This is a genomic window from Alcaligenes faecalis (assembly GCF_002443155.1).
Classification (GTDB): domain Bacteria; phylum Pseudomonadota; class Gammaproteobacteria; order Burkholderiales; family Burkholderiaceae_B; genus Alcaligenes; species Alcaligenes faecalis.
Map to the genome: position 1 here is coordinate 1,252,729 of NZ_CP023667.1, position 16,108 is coordinate 1,268,836.

The 16,108-nt window shown below is 56.8% G+C and carries 18 protein-coding genes; 4 read left to right on the plus strand and 14 right to left on the minus strand.

All coding sequences use genetic code 11. The annotated features are described in order from the left end of the window. Positions 1-29: 29 nt before the first annotated feature. Complete coding sequence (locus CPY64_RS05755) at positions 30-737, minus strand: tellurite resistance TerB family protein (protein ID WP_042487989.1); 708 nt, start codon at positions 735-737, stop codon at positions 30-32. 210 nt (positions 738-947) lie between these two features. On the opposite strand from CPY64_RS05755, the gene CPY64_RS05760 reads away from it, so the two are divergent. Beyond that, a complete protein-coding gene (locus CPY64_RS05760) occupies positions 948-2,099 on the plus strand; it encodes an ABC transporter substrate-binding protein (protein ID WP_042487986.1) in 1,152 nt (383 codons plus the stop codon). Between the two features lie 87 nt (positions 2,100-2,186). Here CPY64_RS05760 and CPY64_RS05765 read toward each other — a convergent pair whose 3' ends face one another. The 4 genes from CPY64_RS05765 to CPY64_RS05780 form a co-directional block, all read right to left on the minus strand. Next, positions 2,187-2,453: a DUF3892 domain-containing protein gene (locus tag CPY64_RS05765; RefSeq protein ID WP_223254016.1), complete on the minus strand. Its 267-nt coding sequence runs from the start codon at positions 2,451-2,453 to the stop codon at positions 2,187-2,189. 87 nt (positions 2,454-2,540) lie between these two features. After that, positions 2,541-3,227 carry a 3'-5' exonuclease gene (locus tag CPY64_RS05770; RefSeq protein WP_226791336.1) on the minus strand — a complete coding sequence of 229 codons (687 nt, stop codon included), beginning with the start codon at positions 3,225-3,227 and terminating at the stop codon, positions 2,541-2,543. 313 nt (positions 3,228-3,540) lie between these two features. After that, a complete protein-coding gene (locus tag CPY64_RS05775; protein ID WP_080723832.1) occupies positions 3,541-4,989 on the minus strand; it encodes a GGDEF domain-containing protein in 1,449 nt (482 codons plus the stop codon). A gap of 180 nt (positions 4,990-5,169) precedes the next feature. Next, a complete protein-coding gene (locus CPY64_RS05780; RefSeq protein ID WP_042487977.1) occupies positions 5,170-5,436 on the minus strand; it encodes a hypothetical protein in 267 nt (88 codons plus the stop codon). A gap of 551 nt (positions 5,437-5,987) precedes the next feature. Here CPY64_RS05780 and CPY64_RS05785 point away from each other — a divergent pair. Continuing rightward, positions 5,988-6,857 carry an MOSC domain-containing protein gene (locus CPY64_RS05785; protein ID WP_042487975.1) on the plus strand — a complete coding sequence of 290 codons (870 nt, stop codon included), beginning with the start codon at positions 5,988-5,990 and terminating at the stop codon, positions 6,855-6,857. A gap of 18 nt (positions 6,858-6,875) precedes the next feature. Here CPY64_RS05785 and CPY64_RS05790 read toward each other — a convergent pair whose 3' ends face one another. Beyond that, positions 6,876-7,337 carry an Lrp/AsnC family transcriptional regulator gene (locus CPY64_RS05790; RefSeq protein ID WP_009455584.1) on the minus strand — a complete coding sequence of 154 codons (462 nt, stop codon included), beginning with the start codon at positions 7,335-7,337 and terminating at the stop codon, positions 6,876-6,878. A 146-nt stretch (positions 7,338-7,483) separates the two neighbouring features. On the opposite strand from CPY64_RS05790, the gene metC reads away from it, so the two are divergent. Further along, a complete protein-coding gene (gene metC / locus CPY64_RS05795; RefSeq protein WP_042487971.1) occupies positions 7,484-8,707 on the plus strand; it encodes a cystathionine beta-lyase in 1,224 nt (407 codons plus the stop codon). Here the strand turns inward: metC and CPY64_RS05800 are convergent. The 4 genes from CPY64_RS05800 to CPY64_RS05815 form a co-directional block, all read right to left on the minus strand. Next, the gene (locus tag CPY64_RS05800) at positions 8,687-9,160 is read right to left on the minus strand and encodes a hypothetical protein (protein ID WP_009455589.1); all 474 of its coding nucleotides are present in this window, start codon (positions 9,158-9,160) and stop codon (positions 8,687-8,689) included. The two genes, metC and CPY64_RS05800, sit on opposite strands and share 21 nt — an antisense overlap. Before the next feature lie 158 nt (positions 9,161-9,318). Further along, complete coding sequence (locus CPY64_RS05805; protein WP_042487968.1) at positions 9,319-9,732, minus strand: NUDIX hydrolase; 414 nt, start codon at positions 9,730-9,732, stop codon at positions 9,319-9,321. A gap of 47 nt (positions 9,733-9,779) precedes the next feature. Further along, on the minus strand, positions 9,780-10,169 hold the full coding sequence (locus tag CPY64_RS05810) for a YbaN family protein (RefSeq protein WP_042487965.1): 390 nt from the start codon (positions 10,167-10,169) through the stop codon (positions 9,780-9,782). Between the two features lie 2 nt (positions 10,170-10,171). Beyond that, complete coding sequence (locus CPY64_RS05815; protein ID WP_042487962.1) at positions 10,172-10,762, minus strand: peroxidase-related enzyme; 591 nt, start codon at positions 10,760-10,762, stop codon at positions 10,172-10,174. 177 nt (positions 10,763-10,939) lie between these two features. On the opposite strand from CPY64_RS05815, the gene argG reads away from it, so the two are divergent. Then, positions 10,940-12,274 (plus strand): argininosuccinate synthase, encoded by a 1,335-nt coding sequence (argG, locus tag CPY64_RS05820; RefSeq protein WP_035268236.1) that lies wholly within the window; start codon positions 10,940-10,942, stop codon positions 12,272-12,274. A 216-nt stretch (positions 12,275-12,490) separates the two neighbouring features. Here argG and CPY64_RS05825 read toward each other — a convergent pair whose 3' ends face one another. The 4 genes from CPY64_RS05825 to CPY64_RS05840 form a co-directional block, all read right to left on the minus strand. Further along, the gene (locus tag CPY64_RS05825) at positions 12,491-13,324 is read right to left on the minus strand and encodes a phosphodiesterase (RefSeq protein ID WP_042487959.1); all 834 of its coding nucleotides are present in this window, start codon (positions 13,322-13,324) and stop codon (positions 12,491-12,493) included. An 86-nt stretch (positions 13,325-13,410) separates the two neighbouring features. Further along, positions 13,411-14,490, minus strand: coding sequence for an ABC transporter ATP-binding protein (locus CPY64_RS05830; RefSeq protein WP_042487957.1), 1,080 nt, complete (start codon positions 14,488-14,490; stop codon positions 13,411-13,413). Beyond that, positions 14,480-15,292 carry an ABC transporter permease gene (locus CPY64_RS05835; RefSeq protein ID WP_372405837.1) on the minus strand — a complete coding sequence of 271 codons (813 nt, stop codon included), beginning with the start codon at positions 15,290-15,292 and terminating at the stop codon, positions 14,480-14,482. The genes CPY64_RS05830 and CPY64_RS05835 overlap by 11 nt, the downstream gene beginning before the upstream one ends. Positions 15,293-15,299: 7 nt before the next feature. Then, positions 15,300-16,106 (minus strand): ABC transporter permease, encoded by an 807-nt coding sequence (locus CPY64_RS05840; RefSeq protein WP_042487951.1) that lies wholly within the window; start codon positions 16,104-16,106, stop codon positions 15,300-15,302. Positions 16,107-16,108 lie beyond the last annotated feature (2 nt).

Consider the following 16,108-nt stretch of genomic DNA (forward strand, 5'->3'; position numbering starts at 1 on the left):
CATTCTCGTGGAATGGCCCCGCTGCAGATTTACGCTTGCTGTAAAGCCTGTACTTGATTATCCAGACTTTTACGCAAAGAATCTGGCAAGGATAGTAAACGTGCCAGCTCATCCAGGTAGGCACGTTCCATATAGCTTTGCTCGTCAATGGCAAGTACGCTGGTCAAGTAGATTTCGGCGGCCATCTCGGGTGTTTGCGCCAGTTGGGCGACGGCTTGTGGATCAACAGGCTTGAGCAGCTCCTGGGACAACCAGTGCCGTGCCTGTTCAGGGGCAGCCATTTTATTGATCTCGGCGTCGATCAGTTCACGTTCGGCATCGCCGATGTGGCCATCAGCCTTGGCGGCAGAGACCAGAGCGGCCAGGATGACCATGGCGTGAGTGTCGGCCTGGCTGCTGGCGGCCAAAGGCAATGGGGCGGGTGGAACGGCTTGCACTGGAGTGGGGGCCGCTTGTTGGCCCGCATTTTGTTCCTGCCAGTTTTGGTAGACCTTGATGGCCAAGGCGCCCAGGGCAGCGGCTCCACCATAGGCGGCCATGGAGCCTCCCATTTTGCGGAATTTCTTGTTGCCCAGCAGAACGCCCAGAACGCCGCCTACCACGGCCCCGCCGCCAAAACCGCCTGCTTGTTCACTGATTTTTTTACCCAGGCCGGAAGTGTTCAACTGACCTTGGCCTTGTTTCAGTGCGCTTTGGCCGCTTTGCAGAATTTGTTGCAACATTTGCTGAAGTGACATGGATTCGCTCTATCAAGGGTAAACAGTAGCTTCGTTATAAACTACTTTATTGGGCGCGCCCGCGTACAATTGTAAGCAGACCTGCCGGAGAAAATCGCCTGAAAAGGCGTGTGTGGCATGGGGAATTTGGTATCTTATGTCCAGATCAATCCATATAGGCGCGGCTGCGCTGATATCAAGGGGGGAAGGGCTTAATCAGCTCTGCATATTATGAAATTGACTCGAACTGCTTTTGCTTTGTCCGTTGTTCTGGCTGCCTTGGCCACACCGGCCCAATCACAAGTCAAAATTGGTGTGATCGCCTCGGCCACCGGGCCAACCGCGGTGGTTGGCTTGCCACAGCGCAATACGGTGCCCCTCTTGCCGACCAAGGTCGGAGATCTGACGGTTGAATACGTCTCCATGGACGACGCCAGTGATCCGAACCAGACAGTAACGCTGTTCAAGAAAATGATTTCCGAGGACAAGATCGATGCCTTGATCGGGCCTACCGGCTCGCCCAACGCCATGAGTTTGATCCAGTTTGCGGCTGACTCGGGTACACCCGTACTGGCGCCGGTGGGCGCGGCGTCCGTCGTGCTGCCCATGACCGAGCAAAAGAAATGGATCTTTAAAACTACCCAGAACGACGACATTATTGCTCAGGCCCTGGTCAAGCATATGGTCGACAACGGTGTGAAAACGGCCGGTTTCCTGGGCTTTAACGATGCCTACGGCGAGAGCTGGTTGAGCGTGTTCAAGGAGCTGGCGGACGCGAACAATATCAAGATTGTGGCCACGGAACGCTATGTGCGTTCGGATACATCGGTAACGGGTCAGGCTCTGAAGATTTACGCCGCCAAACCGGACGTGGTTCTGGTGGCCGGTACAGGCGCTGCTGCCGTCTTGCCGCAAGTGACTTTGGTTAAGCAAGGTTACAAAGGGCAAATCTATCAAACGCACGGTGCCGCCTTGCCCGCCTTCTTGAGTCTGGGGGGCGAGCAGGTTGAAGGTACTATTCTGGCCGCCAGCCTGATGCTGGTTTTGCCGGAAATTGAAGACAGCAACCCTGCCAAGCCGATCGCTCAGGATTACATCCAGCGCTACACCGAGCGTTATGGCCAGGCTCCTGCCACCTTTGGCGCCAACGTCTATGACGCAGGCCTGTTGCTGGAAAAGGCCATTCCTGAGGCGGCCAGCAAGGCCAAGCCGGGCACACCCGAGTTCCGTTCGGCTTTGCGTGACGCTCTGGAGCAAACTCGTGATCTGGTGGCGACCCAAGGTGTTTACACCATGTCGCCCGAGGACCATAGCGGTTTTGACGAGCGCGGTCGTGAATTGATTACCGTGCGTAATGGCCAGTGGCACTTGCTCAAGCCCTAAGCGGGCTTTAAGGCAGGCATGAAAAACGCGGCTTCAAGCCGCGTTTTTTGTGGTCCCTGGCAGGGAGTGGAGGGAAGGCCGGGCGGTTCAGGCAGCCTGGCTGGGAAGGCTGAGCAAAATATGAGGCTCTTCAACTTCAAGCTCAGTTTTCAGGTACTTGGCACCAAAACGGCTGAGCGCCACGATCAGTTTGGCGGGAATGCCATCCAGAAGAATGTAGTAATCTTCCTGGCCCTGCTCAATTTGCTGGACAACATCCGGTTGAGAGCGTTGCCAGCCTGCACCTCCAAGATGGGTAATTCGTTCGTAAGGGTCCCGACGCATATCTTTCGTGACGTATGCAACCTCGATCATTTGCCACCTCATGAAGTTCTTGTTGGGACCTTCATCATTGAGCATAAGGTGGCGGACAGCCATTAGGGATTTTACGAACCTTGAGGTTTAGACCTTCAAAGCCTTGATCAGATAGGGGTCCAGGTCCGGCTGGCGCAGCAGCCAGTTCTTGTAGTCCTGTGGCACATCGGCAATGGCCATGCCCTTGTGTTTGCCAAAATGCAAAACGGTGGGAATGCGGGCGTGCTCGGACAACTGCCACAGCTGTTCCCAGGTGTTGATGTTTTGCTTCAGTCCCAGCAGATACTGCAGCAGTGACAGGCAATTGCGTACGTCGGCCAGCGCGCTGTGTGCATTGCGCAGGCGCTCGCGCGCGTTGGCGCGGTCAATGTGATAAATCAGGGCGGACTGGCTGTAGCTGTCCAGGCCTGGGATCAAGTGGCGTGACAGGGCCAGGGTGCAGATACGCTTGATATTGGGCGAGCCGGCCACGCCCCAGTCATAGTCCACATTGTGGCCAATGATGTATTGGGTATCGGCGGGCAACTGGAATTCGGTATGCGAGGGGCAGTCCTGCAGCTCTTCGTCATAGATGTGATGCGTGGCCAAGGCGCCCAGCGTATTGGCTTCATCAGGTCGGTAGCGTTGCTCAAATTCTTCATTGACCAGCAAGAAGACCGGGTCGCTCAAACGCAACCAGGCCGCCTCGATGACTTGAGGTTTGGCAGTGCCGGTGGTTTCAGTATCAAACAGCAGGGCAGACATACGGGAATCGCTAACAGGCAAAGCTGTCATGGTAGTGCATGTGCCTGCCTTTGCCTATACGGGCTTGAGGCGAAACCCCTCGGGAACGCCCCAGCGATTGGTGCGCAGCAGCCAGTGAGTCTGGCAGCTCAGGCAGCGGTACTGGGTTTCGTGGGCGCCGTCGGCAGAGGGCGGGTGTTGTCCCAGTAAACGCAAATCGGCATGCGCTTGGCTAGTACTTATACCCTGTGGCAAGGTCAAACATGCCTGGCACAAAGGCGAGCCATAAACTGGCGCCATATCAGCACTCCCTGATGTTTTGTTTCGTATTGAAACATCAGTATCGGTTTGCTTACGGATAGCGTCAAGTCCCTGTCTTGGGCGTAGGGAAATGATAGGAATAACTTTGGTCCCGGCCCGCGCGTTTTGCCTCGTACAAGGCCGTATCGGCCTGGCGCAGCAAGGCGTGCAGATCCAGGGTGGAGGGTTCCAGAGTGGCAACCCCCAAGCTGGCAGTCATGGTCAGTTGCTGCTCGTTGTCCAGGGAAAAGGGCAGCAGGGAAACGCTTTTACGGACTCGCTCAGCGACAGCATGGGCCTGCTGCGCACTGCAATCAGGCAATAAAATTCCAAATTCCTCGCCGCCCAGTCGGCCACATACATCGGTATCGCGCAAGGCCAGTGAAATACGCTGGGTGATGGCACTCAAGGCCAGGTCACCGACATGGTGGCCGTGGGTGTCGTTAATGGGTTTGAAGTGATCTATGTCCAGAACGATGACACTGACGGGAACTTGTTTCAGACGGCATTGAGTCAGTATGGCCTGGCTTTGCTGATAAAAAGCCTGTTTGTTGAGCAGGCCGGTCAGGGCATCGTGGTGGGCAAGCCGCTGCAGCTTTTCAACTGCCAGATTGCGGGCCGACATCAGGCTGGCACTGGTGATTGAAGCCAGAGCAATGGAGGCAATGCCGATGCGCAGCGACAGCAGATCCAGCGAGGTATGGAGCTGGCTGGGCAGGAAGTACATGGGCTGGCTCAAGGCAAACAGCGTCCAGAGCACGTAGAACAGAGTCAACAAGGTGGTGGAAAAGAGCGAGTAGCTCAGGGCGCACCACAATAAAGGCAGGACGGGGAAGGCCAGAGAGCCCGGCCCATCAATCAGCAGGCTCAGCAAGCTGGTCAGGAACAAGGACAGCGCGGGCGCCAGCTGGGACAGACTCATCAGGTGCGGCTCGTTCCAGTATTCCAGAAAGCGGCGCCACGGGCGGGCGGGGGCGGTCAGGATAACGGGCAGGATGGCCGTATAGGAGATCAAGCCGGTCAGCACCCAGGACAGGATGGCCAGGGGCAGATCTTGACTGGTATGCAGATAAAGGGCAAAACCGCCCAGCAAGGCCGATAACACACAGGCCAGTCCGTAGTAGGCTGCCAGCGTCAGCATGGCTTGAGGGCGACGCAGGGACAGGTCCAGCAAAGGATTGCGGGTGATCAGCCAATACGCCAGACTGACGCCGCTGACGTTGGCCACGGTCAGGAGCAGGGCAATGGACAGCGGGTTATGGGCCAGCAGCTCGGCACAGAAGTAGGCCAGTGTAATGATCAGCCAGTTCAGTTTTTGGCTGGCCCAGTCAGGACGGCGGATAAACAGGCCTAGAAGCACAGCTTCGGCAGGCCAGAAAATGGTTAGCGCGTCGTAATGGCGCAGCTTGGTACCCAGCAGGGTCAAAAGCAGGACCAGGCTGAACAGAAAAAAACGGGAGAGATAGGAAGAGCGCCGCGGCGGGCGCAAGCAGAAAGCCTGCTTTGGTTTCATATCCGTTGCCATAGGAGCGCACGCTCAACGTGGACGCTTTACAGCGTCGGATAAGTTTTAAGCCGCCACTATTTTAGGATGAAAGCAGGAATGCCCATTACAAATTGTAATTAACTATTATTAAATGAAATTAATACGGGGGCTGCATTGCGCGCCCCGTATCAATTAGGTGGCAAAGCTTCAGTTCAGCGCGGGCATGGCGTGGCGTGGGGCCACATGATGCACGTCCTGCAGGCGGAAGCGGAAACGCACGTTGGCGTCCTGATTCTGAGCATCGGCAGTATAGGTGGTGCAGCCGTGTACAGGCGAGCTGAAGATCACGGTACCGGCCATACGAGGGCCGTTTTTAGGTTGCAGGTAAACAGTATCGCCAATGCGAATATCGGTTTTGTTCAAGGCAATATGCTCAGGGCGCGAGATCAAACCGGTTGGATAGATATTTTTCATATTTTTTTCCTTATCGTGTGGCGTCATTACATCGTTTTTTTATTGAGATTTGATGACACCATGATGGACCGGACTTCACACAGAAGCCCAGGCCATTGCTATTTCAATGTAGAACATCGCTGACTGAACGGTAAAAACCTCAGGCACACGCGCTCTGTGGCAGCATGGACAGCGCCTTATTCGTTTGCCAAGCACATGGACGGAGCGAGTCCGCTACGATGCAAAAAATAAGTCTGGATGTGGCTGTCGTCGCCGTGGTGAATGAATACCCGCATGTTTGGGGACATGCCAGAAGGCCAAAGGGGCCTTGTTTACATGGGTGCATTCAAAAAAATGTTGATCGCACGTGCTTAATGTAATGGATGTGTTGGTGCAATCAATCGACTATTAACTCATGGTTTTGCGATCTTGTCAAGCGTTGCCATGGAATAATTTTCCAGGGCCGATGTTTCTGACCCACTTGTTTGCAATCTGTCGCCAAAGCAGGGGCGGGCTGGCGGCCAGGCTGTTTTAGAATAAATCCCTTATCTTGCCTTTTGCTATTGCGACTCATGATTACCATCACCGGCCTGTTCACTCATCCCATCAAATCCTGTGCCGCCCAGGCGCACCCGCAGGGCGTGGAGGTCAGCGTTGCGGGCCTGGCCTATGACCGCGAGTGGGTCGTGGTTGATCAGCAGGGCGTGTTCATGACGCAGCGCCGCTGGCCGCGCATGGCCCTGATCCAGCCCTTGGTGCAGGACGGGCAGATTACGGTTCAGGCGCCCGGTATGGAGCCTTTGTCCTGGTCTCTGGATGCTCCGGCAGGCGATAACGTCGCCGTGTCTGTGCGCATCTGGAGCTCGGACACCCTGGGTCGGGACGAGGGGGATCAGGTCGCACAATGGTTCAGCGACTTTTTACAGACGCCTTGCCGAGTATTACGTAACCATAGTCGTGCCCGTCGGTATGTACTGACTGAACGTGTGCGCCCCTGGGAAGAAAAGTCTCAGGGCTGGCGTCAGATTGGCGACCAGCTCAATGGTTTTGGTTTTGCGGATGCCTTGCCTTTTCTGTTTACCAACGAGGCGTCTCTGGAGGAGCTGAACCGTCTGGTGCAGCAGTCTGGCGAACAAGCCGTGCCCATGGATCGGTTCCGTGCCAACGTGGTCTTTGAGGGCTTGCCCGCTTATGAAGAAGACTATGTACTGGGCCTGAGCAGCGAGGGTTTGAGCTTTGCCTTCATCCGCGCCTGCACCCGTTGCCCCATGCCCAACGTGAATCAGCGAACGGCAGATGTGGGGACGCAGCCTGGCCTGGCCTTGGCGCAAAGCCGCCAGTTTCCGCAAGGTACCTTGTTTGGCATGCAGGCCATGCTGGTTGAATCCAAACCCCAGATGTTGACCATCGGCCAGACGCTGGACGTGGAATACAGCTTTTAAGCCTTAAGTAACTTTGTATCAGGCGTAATCCAGAGGCAGGCGGGTCGTGAACTTGATCTGCTCCATGGCGAAACTGGAGCTGACATCCGTCAGCTCTATTTCCGAGATAAGGCGCTGGTAGACTCGGTCAAAGCTCTTGATGTCGGGCACCACCACCCGCAGCAAGTAATCGGTATCGCCGCTCATGCGATAGAACTCCACAATTTGCGGAATCGCTTCCACGACGGCCGAAAACTGGCTGTACCACTGCTTGTTATGCTGATTGGTCTTGATGGCTACAAACACCGTCACACCGACGTTCAGCTTTTCCGAACTGAGCAACGCCACCCGCTTCTCTATATAACCTTCTTGTTCCAGGCGCTGTATGCGTCGCCAGCAGGGTGTGCTGGACAAACCCACCCGATCGGCAATTTCCTGGATGGCCAAGGTGGCATCGTTTTGGAGAATCTCCAGAATGTGTTTGTCGAATTTATCCAGCATGGAAATAATTTCCCAATAATCTTGTTGATTGTGGTTTTTTATTCTCTTGATTCTGCCTGCCATAGCGTAAAAACGCAATAATTGCCCCTGGTCCCTTGCGTAGACTGTTTCCATTCATCTCTAGCGATCATGATCAGGAAAACAGCATGCAGGACTGCGATTACCAAAATACCCGTTTGACACATTTGGGCCGGGACACCAGCGTGTCCGCCGGCTTTGTGAATGTGCCCGTTTGTCGTGGCTCCACGATCCTGGCCGACAATCTGGAGCAATGGGCGCAGCGCAAGGAGCCTGACAATCCCTATGCCTCTTATGGCCGCTTCACCAACCCTACCTTGCAAACCCTGACGCAGGCCGTGGCCGAGTTGGAAGGCGGGTTTCAGGCCAGCCTGTTTCCGTCCGGATTGGCCGCGTGTACCCATGCCTTGTTGGGCATGTTGGAGGTCGGGGATCATTTGCTGATACCGGATTCGGTTTATGGGCCGGTGCGCGCGTTTGCCCAGCAGGTGTTGGCCAGCCGCATGGGTATTCAGGTGCAGTTCTATGAGCCGTCTTTGGGTGAGGGCATAGCCAGCCTGATTCGTCCTAATACCAAGGTGGTGTATGTGGAGTCGCCCGGCTCGGCCACCTTCGAGATTCAGGATATTCCGGCGATAGCGTGCTGCGCGCATGCGGTGGGGGCGTATGTGCTCCTGGACAACACCTGGGCTACTCCCTTGTTTTTTAAGCCGTTTGAACATGGGGTGGATGTCTCTATTCAGGCCGCCACCAAGTATTTGACAGGGCATTCCGATGCCTTGCTGGGAGTTGCCACGGCGAACGAGCGCGCCTGGCCTTTGTTGCGCCGGGCTGCGCATGATTTTGGTCAGACTGCCGGGCCGGATGATGCCTTTCTGGCCCTGCGCGGCATGCGCACCTTGGGTGTGCGTTTGCGTCAGCATCAAGCCAGCGCCTTGCAGATTGCCCGTTTTCTGGAGAAACACCCGAAGGTGCAGCAGGTTTTGCACCCAGCCTTGGAGTCGCATCCGGGTCACGTGATCTGGAAGCGGGACTTCACCGGCTCTACCGGCTTGTTCGGCGTCGTTCTGGAACCGTTGAGCGAAGCGCAGTTATCCCGCTTTTTCAAGACCTTGCGCCTGTTTGGCATCGGTCTGTCCTGGGGTGGGTTCGAGAGCCTGGCTTTGCCCATGGATATGCCCAAGCGCAATGGGCGAACCTTGTTCGGGGAGGGGCAGTTGTTGCGTCTGCATGTGGGGTTGGAGGAGCCCCAGCACTTGCAGCAGGATCTGGCGCAGGCTCTGGACGCGGCTTATGCGCTTAATACGTCCAGAAATACAAGTGGGTTGCGCCTAGTTGCCCAGCAGGCTTAACTGCTGGTTTTCCTGCCTGGCGATCAGGCGACGCGTCTGTTCCTCACTGATGTCCAGGCTGGGATCATCCAAAGAAGGTTGAGCGGGGCTGGAGATGCTTTCTGCAATCCGGTTCCAGCGCAGTCCCAGTTTGCTGGGTTTGGCCGGGCGACGACGGCTGCGCGGGGCTGTTTCATGCTGGTCGGGCGAGTACTGGGTCAGATCAAACTGGCCTGTGACGATGCCCACTTGCTTGAGCAGAACCATGGCCTGCAAGGGGCTTTTGAAACTGCGCGGATCTTTGCTGCGGGCGGTAACCAGCACGGCCTGACCGGCACGCGTGGCCACTTGCACAAAAAAATGATTGCCTTGTCCTTTGATGGACACACCTAAAATCCCCCCGGCTTGCGTGGCGGCACGCAACTGCTGCAGGGTAAAGGTGACGATTGCGCCTTGACAGGGCAAAGAGGACATAAATTAGCGCTCAATAAAGAAAGCCCGCCATCGCGGGCTAGTCGGGCAAATAGCTGCGTCCCCGCAAGAGGGGACTCAAGGGCGACATTATGCCAAAAAATAGGCGGTTCGTGGTTTGGGCGGCACAAGACAGCAGCAAGTCTGCTGCAGCTTGAACCTTAGGTAGCGGCCTGTGTACACAGGCGCGGCAGAATGTGATTGGCCAGCAAGGGGGCCAGCGTCAGCGAACGGATTTCCTGTGGGCTGACCCAGCGTGCCTCTTCCAGCTCGGCGGCAGCCTGAATGTCGCGATCGACCGTCAAGGTAAACACATGGGCATGAACCATGTGGCCAGGTTCATTGGCGGCCGGACTTTCAAAATACGCTTCGTAGTGCGCATGGGCCGTTTCTTCCGCCTTCAGGCCCAGTTCTTCGTCCAGTTCACGCTGCAGGGCTTGCAGGGGCGTTTCACCTGCTTCCAGCTTGCCACCTGCCTGCATGTAATAGGCGCTGCCACGTTTGCGGACCAGAAGAATCTGGCCTTCAGAGTTGGTGATGTAGGCGGCAGCCAGCAAGATGACAGGATGGGACATGGGGTTTTCAAGCTAAAAGGGGTCAAGCCAGGATCGGTTCAAGCAGGCTATTTTTGCACAGGCTCTGATGGGGTGTCATCCAGGGTTTTGGCGCGCAGCAAATATCGGGTGGCGAAAAAGCCCGGAATTAACAAGCCCAGTCGGTACCAGCCCAAGTGGCTGGTCAGCCAGGCCGAGGCGGCCAGCGACAACCACAGCATGATCAGCGCCCGGCGTTTGGCCTGGCGGGTCAGCCCCTGGCCGTTTTCCCAGTTGCGTAAATAGGGACCCAGATGGCGCTGATCCAGCAGCCATTGATGAAAGCGGGGAGAGCTGCGGGAGAAACACCAGGCGGCCAGCAGAACAAAAGGCGTGGTAGGCAGCAAGGGCAAAATAGCGCCGGCAACAGCCAGCGCTACACATATCCACCCGGCAAACATCAGGGCGTAACGCATCATGCTTAGCGGGGAACGCGTCCCAGCATGTAGAACTCGTCATTGCAGCGCATGGACATGAAGTTGGCCATGCGGTTGCTCAGACCAAAAAAGGCACTGATACCGGCAATATCCCAGGCGTCCTCGTCGCTGAAGCCGTGCTCGTGCAGGGCCTGGAAGTCCGCGTCTTCAATCTCCTGGGCGTTTTGCGAGACTTTCATGGCGAAGGTCAGCATGGCTTTCTGTCGCGCTGGGATATCGGCCTTGCGCCAGTTCACAGCCACCTGGTCAGCCACCAGCGGATTCTTGGCGCGGATGCGCAAGATGGCACCGTGGGCGATCACGCAGTAATGACATTGGTTGGCGGCAGAGGTGGCCACCACAATCATTTCCCGGTCTGCATGGCTCAAACCACTGGGCTTTTCCATCAGCGCGTCGTGATAGGCAAAAAAGGCGCGAAATTCGTCAGGGCGGTGTGCCAGAGCCAGAAACACATTCGGAATAAAACCGGATTTTTCCTGCACGGCTTCAATACGGCTGCGAATATCCTCGGGTATTTCGGCCAGGGTAGGGACGGGATAACGGCTGATAGCGGGTTGAGCTTGTGTCTCGGGCATGGCTTGTCTCCAGGTAAAAATGGACGTTCTAGTTCATCGGGTAATTAAATCCAGCTACGCAAAGGTGTCCAGGGTCGGTCAAGACGATATAATGACATATTGATCCTGCCGCGGGCACGGCTCTGCTATAGAGTCTTACGGGCGGAACTGTACTTGCACACCACTACTGACGCGATAATGACAACCATCCTTGAATCTCTTCCAGTCGGCCAGAAGGTCGGCATTGCCTTTTCCGGTGGCCTGGACACCAGCGCTGCACTTTTGTGGATGCGCAACAAGGGCGCGATCCCTTACGCATACACCGCGAACCTGGGTCAGCCTGACGAACCCGATTACGATGCGATCCCCCGCAAGGCCAAGGAATACGGTGCCACGCTGGCCCGTCTGGTGGACTGCCGTCAGCAACTGGTGGCTGAAGGGATTGCCGCTTTGCAGTGCAACGCCTTTCACATCACCACCGGCGGTGTCACTTACTTCAACACCACGCCTATTGGCCGCGCTGTCACCGGCACCATGCTGGTTGCTGCCATGAAAGAAGACGACGTCCATATCTGGGGCGACGGTAGCACCTACAAGGGCAATGATATCGAGCGTTTCTACCGCTACGGTTTGTTGACCAACCCCGAACTGAAGATCTACAAGCCTTGGCTGGACCAGACTTTCATTGATGAGCTGGGTGGCCGTGCCGAGATGTCCGAGTACATGCAGGAAAACGGCTTCGACTACAAGATGTCGGCCGAAAAAGCCTACTCCACCGACTCCAACATGCTGGGTGCCACGCACGAAGCCAAGGATCTGGAATACCTGAACGCTGGTATCAATATCGTCAAACCCATCATGGGCGTCGCTTTCTGGCGTGACGATGTGGCCGTGGCCGCTGAAGAAGTGCGTGTGCGCTTTGAAGAAGGCCAGCCTGTTGCCCTGAACGGCGTGGAATTTTCCGACCCTGTGGAACTGATGCTGGAAGCCAACCGCATCGGTGGCCGTCATGGTCTGGGCATGAGCGACCAGATCGAAAACCGCATCATCGAAGCCAAGAGCCGTGGCATTTACGAAGCCCCTGGCATGGCCTTGCTGCACATTGCTTACGAGCGCCTGGTTACCGGCATCCACAACGAAGACACGATTGAACAGTACCGCATCAACGGTCTGCGCTTGGGTCGTCTGCTGTACCAAGGCCGCTGGTTCGACCCACAAGCCATCATGCTGCGTGAAACCGCCCAGCGTTGGGTGGCTCGTGCTGTTACTGGCGAAGTGACGCTGGAACTGCGTCGCGGTAATGACTACTCCATCCTGGATACAGTCTCGCCTAACCTGACCTACAAGGCCGAGCGCTTGAGCATGGAAAAAGTGGACAGCATGTTCTCGCCACGCGACCGTATCGGTCAGCTGACCATGCGCAATCTGGACATCGTGGACACACGCGACAAGCTGTTCACCTACACCCAGGCTGGCCTGTTGGCTCCTGCCGCTGGTTCGGCTGTGCCTCAGCTGAAAGACAGCAAGAAGTAAGACATGGCATGCAGATTGGGGCGTCTCTGAGCAGCCCCCCTGGTCTGCAGCAGCAGTGTCAAAAAACCCCAATTCCTGTTGAGTCAGGCATTGGGGTTTTTGTATGGAACTGGCCCAGCGTTCTTGAGCGGTTCTGGTCAATGGTGACCGTTTTCGCGACTTGGTTTGACGTGATCATCAAGGCCACGCTGTTGTCAGGCTGTGCCGTGTATCGAATCAATCGATCAGTTTCCCGCTTGGCTCATGGAAGGCGAAGGGGCCGTCGAACTGACCGACAGTGGCAGTATGGGTGACGATCTGGCCCACGCTGTCCAGAGCATGAACGGCATAGCCAGGTGGTTCCAGCGTCCAGGCCGAGGCGGCATTCTCAGCCAGATCCAGACAGACTTGGTGGGCCACAGAGGGAGCCGTGCTGGCAATGGTTCCGCCAAAGCGGATCTGTATATTGCGATGCAAATGTCCGCTGATCACCCGTTCCACATTGCCGTGCTGACGCACAATCGCCTCCAGGTGTTCCGCTCCATTGAGCAGGCCAATCTTGTCCATATGGCCGATCAGGGTGTTGAAGGGGGGATGGTGCAGGGCAATGACGGTGGGTCGCTTGGGCTGTTGGGTCAGTTCGGCTGCCAGCCAGTCCAGTTGCTCCTGGTCCAGGCTGCCCGCACTGGCACCCGCTACGGCGCTATCCAGGGCCAATAGTCTTAACTCACCAATATCCACGCCGTAGCAGACGGGGCCAGTCTTGCCCAAGTACGTATGCTCGGGAAAGCTTGCGCGTAGCTGTTGTCGGTCGTCATGATTGCCTGGCAACAGGTACACAGGAATAGCTCCCAAGGGGGCGAGCAAGTTGCGCAGGTGTGCATATTCTTGAACTCGCCCAAAATCAGTCAGATCGCCCGTCAGAACGATGGCATCCGGTTTTTGGGGCAGGGCCAGAGCATGCCCAATAGCCTGTTTCAGATAGGGCGCAGTATTCAGACGTCCGTATGCCAGCCTGCCTTCTTCTCTGATATGCGGGTCTGTCATTTGAATCAATAATGTTTTCAGCATCTTTTTCCGAGCCGTCCCAGGTGGGGGGGGCTGCCTGTGTCAGAGGTTCTGTGAGAGAGAGGTGAATGGCTTGTTCAGAAACATGGTTAACCGGGGAGATCCTGGGGGCGTGGCGGGGTGCCCGGCATGAGCTTGAGCGGATTGATCTGAATGCCCACGATACTGCCGGCGACTGCCCCGTGGTCACGGTCAACTTCAGCAATCATGTCTGCCTGGCCTTCCACGCCTAGTGTCAGTTGCACCCGTCCGCCCATAAAGCTACGTTGATGGACTCGTGCCTGTGCCCAGCCCGTTTTTCTGTCCAAGGAAACAGTAATGTCTTCCGGTCTGACAAATAGCTCAGTGGCATCGCGCAACGAGTCGGGGCAGGGCAGGCATAGATCAGCCAGCCGAATTTCATTGCTTGAGCAGCTTTGCTGCGTGCGTCGCAACACATTTACTCGGCCCAGAAAGCTTGCCACAAAGGGATGGGTGGGGTTGCGATACAGACTTTCTCCATCGCCAGTCTGAATAATGCGGCCCTCGTGCATGACGGCCAGCCGGTCGGCAATCGCAAAGGCCTCCTGCTGGTCGTGGGTGACGTGAATGGCGGTGATGCGCAGTCGTCGCAGCAATTCAGCCAGCTCATCGCGTAAAGAGATTTTCAGTTTGGCATCCAGTGCGGCTAAGGGTTCGTCCAGCAGCAGAACACGGGGTTGATTGGCAATGGCACGTGCGATGGCAACGCGTTGTCGCTGTCCACCGGACAGGGCAGAGGGCAGGCGTTTTTCCAGGCCATTCAGACGCATCAGATCGACCAGCTCGCCGACCCGTTCCTGACGCAAGGGTTGTGCCATGCCCTTGATTTTGGGGCCATACCCGATATTGGCTTCTACCGTCATATTGGGGAACAGGGCGTAGTGTTGAAACACCATGCCCACCTCACGTTTCTCGATCGGCAAATGGGTGACGTCTTGCCCATCGAACAGAATGCGGCTGCCGGCATCCGGCATCTCCAGGCCGGCGATCAATCGCAGCAAGGTGGTCTTGCCGCAACCTGAAGGCCCGAGCAAGGCCATGACTTCGCCGGGGGCGATGTCCAGCGTGCTAGGGTGCAACCCCCGCGTGCCATCCGCATAAGTTTTGGCGCATTGTTCGATGCGCACCGGGACGTGTTTAGTTTCCATCGTGTTTCTCCAGCAAGCGCGCCAGTGTTTGCAGCCCCCAGAGCACGGGCAAGATGACGAGCATGAAAATCAGCGTATAGGCTGAGCCCACCTCAATGCGCATAGAGGCGTAGCTGTCCGCCAGTCCCACGGGCAGGGTACGTGTCAGCGGTGTATGCAGCATCCAGGTCAGGTTGAACTCGCCCAGGGACAAGGTGAAAACCATCAGACTGCCCGCCACAATCGCGGGCAGGATGGCAGGCAGCAAGATGCCGAAAAAGATCTGGCTGAAGTTGGCGCCCAAGGATCGGGCGGCCTCTTCCAGATCCACCAGGCTGCGTTTTTGCAAGGCCGCGCTTGTGGTGCGCACCATAAAGGGCAAAGTGAACACAATGTGGCCTACCAAAATGAACCAGAAGCTTTGGCGAAAACCTTGCAAGGAGCCGTAGGCCAACAGCAGAGCCAGCGCGGAGGCCATACCGGGAACGGCTACTGGCAGGGTCAGCAGTTCCTCGAAGGTCCGGGCCAGGCGCGAGCGACTGCGAGCCAATGCGTAGGCGCAGGGCACGCCAAGCACGATGACAGCCAGCACGCACAGCAGAGCCAGTTGCAGCGATAGCCAGACCGTAGCACCGTAGTTCACCCAGACCTGTTCTAGCCATTTCAGGGTCAGGCCGCTTTTCAGGCCCAGACGGTAATTGTTGACCAGGCCCGCCATAACTGAAATCAGGATGGGTCCAAGCAGAAACAGAACAGTCAGGCCGGTCACAGCCAGGAGCACAGGAGCAGGGCGATTCATGCCGCTAGAAGAAGTCTGCTTCATGGAGCCCTCACGCGATGACGGATGGGTCGCGCACAAGACGCCGGGCCATCCACAAGGTAAACCATGTCAGCAGCCCCAAGGAAATGGACAGGCTGGCGGCCAGGGTGAAATTCGCATAATTGGTAAATTCGTTATAGATGGTGATGGGCAGTACTTCGTAGCGGCTGGACAAGGTGAAGGCCGTGCCGAACGCGCCCATGGAGGTGGCAAACACAATGGCGCCACAGGACAAGGAGGTCGGTGCCAGTTCCGGTATCCAGACGTCTCTGGCGACGGCCCAGCGCGAGGCACCGCAGGCGCGTGCTGCCTCTTCCAGATTGCGGTCGATGGATTCGGCCGCCGCGGTATAGGTGGCAATGGCGCGGGGCAGGGAAAAGTACAGATAGGCCAGAAACAGACCCAGCAAGCCATAGGCAAAGGTCACACGTCCCAAACCCAGGTCCTGCGTGATCTGAGCCAGAAGCCCCTGCCGGCCACCCAGCAAAATAATGAAAAAACCGACGATCACGCCCGGAAAAGACAGGGGCAAGGTCATCAAGGAAAGCAGCAGACGCTTGGCAGGTACGCGATGGCGAGCCATCACGATACCCACCATGGCGCCCAGTACCAGGGTCGCCAGCGTCACGATGGCGGACAGGAGCAGCGTTTGCAGCAGGGCCTGCAAGTAACGCCCCGATGTCAGGACGACCCAGTAGGTGTGGATGCCTTCTTGTGCGGGCAGTGCCAGAAGCTGTGCCGCAGGCAAGAGCCAGAAGGCAGCAAAAAAGGCCACAGCAGGTGCCGAGCACAGGGGTAACAGGTATTTGCCTTGCATAC